Raw genomic sequence first — 6,567 nt, 5'->3', positions numbered from 1 at the left:
CTGACGGTATGGCCAACGTTAACGTAAGACTGGAAGTCGCCCCACGGGTCGAGGAAGGTGGGCTCGTACTTCACTTTTCCGCACTGATCGGCACCTTCGGCAACCACGTCGCGCCACAGGTTGTCTACTTTGTGGAAGCCGGTCACGCCGACGAAACCGACGATGATTTTGTCGTAGGCGGTAGGAGAAACGTTGGCCAGGTCGTAGCCGCGACCGCGGTTATCTTTTGAATCATCGCCCTGCAGACGACCATCATACTGTGACCAGTCGGTGTAGTAGCCGAAGACTTTGGGTTTAGTGGTGGAGGCTTTGTATTTGTTATAGACCGGTTTAGCGACGCGAGCGGAGGTATAGCTGTATGCGCTCACTTCTGTTGCAGGGTTAAAGCCGTCAGCGGCGTTGCTGGTTTCGGTCAGCGTATCGCCTTGAATCAATTTGCTGGTAGCCATTTTTAATTTCCTTTTAAGTTTGAAAAATTGTCGCAGTTCGTTCTGCCGGGCCAATAATCCAATCCTTACGAGGCGATGGCTAATCACAAAACATCACGTTTTCGATACAGACTTCACGCTAATTTATGAGGCTAAAATGATAGTAATAATCTCCGGCTCATCAGCAGGTAAACGCATCTCATCAAAACGGGATTAAAACATCAGCAGCATAGTAAATATCATTAATCACCTAGTTAAATATCATTTAACTTACATGAGATTATGTGATTAAGCTCTCACCATCAAATGACATTACAATAATACGGATGACAAGTAATAGATTAAGACAATTCTCGTACAATATATTTAACGCAAGCAAACAGGATCATATCTAAAGGACGACAATATGAAAACTTATCTCATCAACGACAATTGCGTTTATAATGAAGGAAAGTATGAACTGAGAACCGCTTCCAACTCAAAGGTCATTAAAATGACGGCAATGAGGGCGAAGTGTCTTAGCTTCATCATCGAAAATGCTGATATGGATATTATTGAGCGCCAAAAAATAACCACAGAGTTATGGGGAAGTCGTAGCCATTTTGTCAATGATGCAAATTTAACGCAAATACTCTACCTGATCAGACGAGATCTGAAGTCGCTTGGAATAAACGATCTCTTTATCACCATCCCAAGACAAGGCATTCAAGTTAATAAAGAGATCCCTATTAAAGCAATGGAAAGCAAGAAGAAAGAAAACAAACGACAGGTTTTCAGAAAGACGCTGGCAGCATTAACCACGGTCTTTTCTGTCACCCTCGGTACAGTGATGTATTTGCATATTCATTAATTCAAGGAGAGAAAAAATGAACCCAATCATTGATGGCATTTTGGCGATGGAAGGTGGTTACAGCCTGAACCCGAAAGATAAAGGTGGTGCAACCAACTGGGGAATCACTGAGGCGACAGCCCGGGCCCATGGTTATACCGGTGAGATGATCAACCTGACGCGAACTGAAGCATTTTCTATTCTCGAAGAAGATTATTGGATTAAACCCGGCTTCGAGCAGATATCAACACTCTCCTGGCCCATTTCCTTTGAACTCTGCGATGCCGCAGTCAATATTGGCCCCCACTATCCCTGCGTGTGGCTACAGCGCTGGCTAAATGCACTAAATCGGGAAGAAAGAAGCTACCAGGATATCAAAACCGATGGCAAGATTGGCCCCCGAACGCTCGCGGCCCTCAAGCATTTTCTGACCTTACGGGGTAAGCAGGGGGAGGAGGTATTAGTCAAAGCGCTCAACTGTAGCCAGGGCGCCTACTACCTGGATATCACTGAAAAAAATAGACAAAATGAAGAGTTCATTTTTGGCTGGATGAAAGCCAGAGTCAAATAACACGATTATTTAATTATAGCTAATAAAAGACTCAGGGATGAGCCTTTTATCATGAACGATATACATTAAATATGTAGTTAATGTATTTTTGCGTCATCCAGCGCTTTTTTAATTTTCTCGCCAAGAATTTTTAAAATCGGCCCTGCGAATACTCCGCCAAGACCGGCGGCGAGTAGCACCATATTAAAACTAAGCTCTTTTTCAATCGCTACAGCGCTGAGCAAAAAACTGGTAAAACAGGAAACCACCACCTGGGTCAAACAGTGCATGATTCCCTTATGGGAATGATCGTCACCCTCTTGCCTATCACGGCGGATAAGATAGCTAACAAATCCCCCCCAGGCGCCGGTAGCAATAATGGTGAACAATATTTCGACTTCCAGCAAAACGACTTCCGTGGTTTCGAGATGGTTGGGAATAGACATAGTACACTCCTTGATTAACTCATATAAAAAGGCACCACCAGAGTGTAGGTAGGTTGACTATTTTAAAATAATCAAAGAGTATCAAACCAAACCATATTTGATATAGTGTTTGAAAAGATACTCCTCAGCGACGAAATGATGACAGCGTGTGTAACCGGGAGACAACTTCGTTAATGATGGATATATTTTTACTATTTTTGTCCCATGATGCATAAATCTGTATAGATTTGAACGTAAGTTCAGGTGGCGGCTGAACAAACTTAATATCATATTTGCGCTGATTTTTATAAAAAAGTGCCAGCTTTAACGGCATTAATGCGATTAATGAGGTGCGTTCAATCATACTTAACATCCCATTGAGTGAATCGCTGCGATAGCCGATAATGCGCGATCCTTTATAATAAAAATTATCTTTAAAAAGGCCTTTATCATTTATAATCATCGGTGAATACCTACCCAGTTGATACATCGCGTGACGAGAAGAATAGAAATGATGTAATGAGATATGAGGTAAGGTACTCAGGATATGGTTGCTGGCGAAAATGCAAACAAAGCTCCTGAAGCTGTCGATAAGCTGATTATCAATTCCCGGGATATTCAACGGCTCGCTGCTAATCAGAAGATCGCATTCCGCAGTGAGTAGTAAATCAGCCAGCACCTCGCGGGAAAGGTTTCGTGATGAATAATGATTAAGTAACACGCGCTCAAAGATATCGTCTGCATAAAGCTGAGAGAGGTAGTAAGTCTCAACGATATCTCCGCCTAAAATAGTCATCCTGGCGTCAGCGTTATCTTTTTTGTCGGAAATAAATGTGCTCTCTACCAATTCCATCACCTGACGGAAATTTTGATAGATTTCAATCGCCTTCGCGGTAGGTAACAGACCATCCTTACCACGAACAAACAACTCTTCCTGATAATACCCTTGTAAACGGCGGAGCGCCAATGACACGGCAGAAGGGGTAATTCCAAGTTTTTTGGCTGCTTTAGCAGCATTTCCAGCCGAAATAACAGCGTCAAGAGTCTTGATTAAATTATAATCAAAATCCTTATTGGCACCTTTCGATCCCATCCGCTGTAGGCCTCTAAAAATGAAAAAAGCAATATAGATAATACTCAAAATAAATCAATTGTTAGCCCTGATAAATAATAGGTTAATTTAAATAGTGTAGAAGCCTGATAGAAAAAAGCCTGGGCACGAAGGCCCAGGCTTGAAGAAAGTCAGGAAATGAATAGCAATTAGCGCGTCAAATCATCGAAAAACTTCTTCACGCCATCGAAGAAACTTTTAGAGCGCGGACTGTTCTTCTCACCCGTTGGCCCACCAAAGCTCTCCTGAAGATCTTTCAGCAGCTGCTTTTGTTTATCGTTAAGGCCAACCGGTGTTTCAACCACCACGCGGCACAGCAGATCGCCCTGCGCACCGCCGCGCACGGACTTCACGCCTTTACCGCGCATCCGGAACAGCTTACCTGTCTGCGTCTCGCCCGGCACTTTAAGATTTACACGACCGTCCAGCGTCGGAACCTCAATTTCTCCGCCGAGAGCGGCCATGGTGAAGTTAATCGGGACTTCGCAGTACAGATTATTTCCTTCACGCTCGAATATGGCGTGCTGCTTAACCTGAACCTGTACATACAGATCGCCAGCCGGTGCGCCATGCTCGCCCGCTTCACCTTCGCCTGCCAGACGAATACGGTCGCCGGTATCGACGCCCGCCGGGATTTTAACCGACAGCGTTTTGGTTTTCTCAACGCGACCATGACCGTGGCATTTATTGCACGGATCTTTAATCAGCGTACCGCGCCCCTGGCAATGCGGACAGGTCTGCTGAACGGCGAAGAAACCCTGGCGCATCTGGACCTGGCCCGCACCGTGACAGGTTGGGCAAGTCTGCGGCTGGCTACCCGCTTTGGCTCCGCTGCCGTGACAAACGTCGCACTCTTCCAGAGTCGGGATACGGATCTCTTTGGTTACGCCGCGAACGGCTTCTTCGAGCGTCAGATCCATGTTATAGCGCAGGTCCGAGCCGCGCGCTGCGCGCTGGCGACCGCGTCCGCCGCCAAAAATATCGCCGAAAACATCGCCAAAGATATCGCTGAAATCCGCGCCGCCGCCAAAACCACCGCTGCCGCCGCCCATGCCGCCCTGCTCAAACGCGGCGTGACCGTACTGATCGTAGGCTGCACGCTTCTGGGCATCGGTCAGGATTTCATACGCTTCTTTGATTTCTTTGAATTTAGCTTCAGCCTCTTTATCACCCTGGTTACGGTCCGGGTGATACTTCATGGCCAGGCGCTTATACGCCTTTTTGATTTCACGCTCTTCCGCTGTTCTGGAAACGCCTAAAATCTCGTAATAGTCTTGCTTTGCCATTGGTGTTTTTCAGCCCCTTAACATGCGTGCACGGGCGGAGAGGAAACCTCTTCGCCCGTGCCAGTGTTTTACCCGTTCAAAGGGCGATTATTTTTTGTCTTTCACTTCTTCGAACTCAGCGTCAACAACATCGTCGTCCTTCGCGTTGCTCTCGGAAGCGTCAGCGCCGCCAGCCTGCTGCTGAGCGTGCTGCTGCTGAGCGATTTCCATCAGCTTCTGGGAAGCCTGGGCCAGCGCCTGCATTTTCGCTTCAATATCGGCTTTATCTTCACCTTTCAGCGAAGTTTCCAGCGCAGTCAGCGCAGACTCGATAGCGGTTTTATCGTCAGCCGGCAGTTTATCGCCTGCTTCCTCAACCTGCTTACGCGTGCTGTGCAGCAGGTGGTCACCCTGGTTACGGGTCTGTACCAGTTCTTCAAACTTACGGTCAGCTTCTGCGTTAGCTTCAGCATCGCGTACCATTTTCTGAATTTCTTCTTCGTTCAGACCAGAAGAGGCTTTGATGGTGATCTTCTGCTCTTTACCGCTGTTTTTGTCTTTCGCGGACACATGCAGGATACCGTCAGCATCGATGTCGAAAGTCACTTCGATCTGAGGCATACCGCGCGGTGCCGGGTTGATACCATCCAGGTTGAACTGACCCAGAGATTTGTTATCCGATGCGCGTTTACGCTCACCCTGAATAACATGGATGGTTACCGCAGACTGGTTGTCTTCAGCGGTTGAGAACACCTGGCTGTGCTTGGTCGGAATGGTGGTGTTCTTATTGATCAGCGCAGTCATCACGCCGCCCATGGTTTCGATACCCAGAGACAGCGGGGTAACGTCCAGCAGCAGAACGTCTTTCACTTCACCCGTCAGGACGCCGCCCTGAACAGCAGCGCCAATGGCAACGGCTTCGTCCGGGTTAACGTCTTTACGCGGCTCTTTACCGAAGAACTCAGCAACTTTTTTCTGCACCATCGGCATACGAGTCTGACCGCCGACCAGGATAACGTCCTGGATATCGGATACGGACAGGCCAGCATCCTGCAGAGCAACTTTCAGCGGCTCGATGGAACGGTTAACCAGATCTTCTACCAGGCTTTCCAGTTTCGCACGGGTCACTTTGATGTTCATATGTTTCGGACCGGTGGCATCTGCGGTGATGTACGGCAGATTCACGTCGGTCTGCTGAGCGGAAGAGAGTTCAATCTTCGCTTTCTCAGCGGCTTCTTTCAGGCGCTGCATCGCCAGCGGGTCGTTACGCAGGTCAATGCCCTGATCTTTCTTAAACTCGTCAACGAGGTAGTTGATCAGACGGGTATCGAAGTCTTCACCGCCCAGGTGGGTATCACCGTTGGTCGCCAGAACTTCGAAGGTTTTTTCGCCGTCAACTTCGTCGATTTCGATAATGGAGATATCGAAGGTACCACCACCGAGGTCGTACACCGCGATAGTGCGGTTGCCGACTTCTTTATCCAGACCGTAAGCCAGCGCAGCGGCAGTCGGTTCGTTGATGATACGTTTGACTTCCAGACCTGCAATACGGCCGGCGTCTTTGGTTGCCTGACGCTGAGCATCGTTAAAGTAAGCAGGTACGGTGATAACCGCTTCAGTTACCGGTTCACCCAGGTAATCTTCAGCCGTTTTCTTCATTTTCTTCAGCACTTCGGCAGAGATCTGCGGCGGTGCGGTTTTGGTGCCTTTCACATCAAGCCATGCGTCGCCATTGTCTGCGGCAACGATTTTGTACGGCATGATAGAAACGTCACGCTGGACTTCTTCGTCCTGGAAGCGGCGGCCAATCAGGCGTTTAATCGCAAACAGGGTATTTTGCGGGTTTGTCACTGCCTGACGTTTAGCCGGCTGACCAACCAGAGTTTCACCATCCTGGGTATAGGCAATGATAGAAGGCGTGGTGCGATCGCCTTCGGCGTTCTCCAGCACGCGTGCAGT

At 48.1% G+C, this 6,567-nt stretch carries 6 protein-coding genes and 1 pseudogene (1 of these 7 only partly in view); 2 read left to right on the top strand and 5 right to left on the bottom strand.

All coding sequences use genetic code 11. The features are described from left to right. Positions 1–449: pseudogene (locus tag FQK12_RS08365) on the bottom strand (glycosyl hydrolase family 18 protein) (its annotated part extends 771 nt beyond the left edge of the window); the annotation flags it as partial. Between the two features lie 385 nt (positions 450–834). On the opposite strand from FQK12_RS08365, the gene FQK12_RS08360 reads away from it, so the two are divergent. Further along, the gene (locus tag FQK12_RS08360) at positions 835–1,278 is read left to right on the top strand and encodes a transcriptional regulator (protein WP_014227858.1); all 444 of its coding nucleotides are present in this window, start codon (positions 835–837) and stop codon (positions 1,276–1,278) included. 16 nt (positions 1,279–1,294) lie between these two features. Then, entirely contained in the window at positions 1,295–1,828 is a 534-nt protein-coding gene (locus FQK12_RS08355; RefSeq protein WP_014227857.1) for a glycoside hydrolase family 108 protein, read from the top strand. Positions 1,829–1,905: 77 nt separating this feature from the next. Here FQK12_RS08355 and FQK12_RS08350 read toward each other — a convergent pair whose 3' ends face one another. The 4 genes from FQK12_RS08350 to dnaK all read right to left on the bottom strand — a co-directional run. Beyond that, positions 1,906–2,253 carry a phage holin family protein gene (locus tag FQK12_RS08350; protein WP_014227856.1) on the bottom strand — a complete coding sequence of 116 codons (348 nt, stop codon included), beginning with the start codon at positions 2,251–2,253 and terminating at the stop codon, positions 1,906–1,908. Between the two features lie 124 nt (positions 2,254–2,377). Next, entirely contained in the window at positions 2,378–3,325 is a 948-nt protein-coding gene (locus FQK12_RS08345) for a LysR family transcriptional regulator (protein WP_014227855.1), read from the bottom strand. A 167-nt stretch (positions 3,326–3,492) separates the two neighbouring features. After that, positions 3,493–4,629 (bottom strand): molecular chaperone DnaJ, encoded by a 1,137-nt coding sequence (gene dnaJ, locus FQK12_RS08340; protein WP_014227854.1) that lies wholly within the window; start codon positions 4,627–4,629, stop codon positions 3,493–3,495. 87 nt (positions 4,630–4,716) lie between these two features. Further along, positions 4,717–6,567, bottom strand: a 1,851-nt coding sequence (gene dnaK / locus FQK12_RS08335) for a molecular chaperone DnaK (RefSeq protein WP_146295689.1), incomplete at its 5' end; no start/stop codon positions are given.

Origin of the sequence: Klebsiella sp. ME-303, from assembly GCF_007910085.1 — a bacterium.
GTDB lineage: Bacteria > Pseudomonadota > Gammaproteobacteria > Enterobacterales > Enterobacteriaceae > Klebsiella > Klebsiella michiganensis.
The sequence above is the reverse complement of the archived record's forward strand: the minus strand, read 5'-3'. Positions and strand labels throughout refer to the sequence as shown.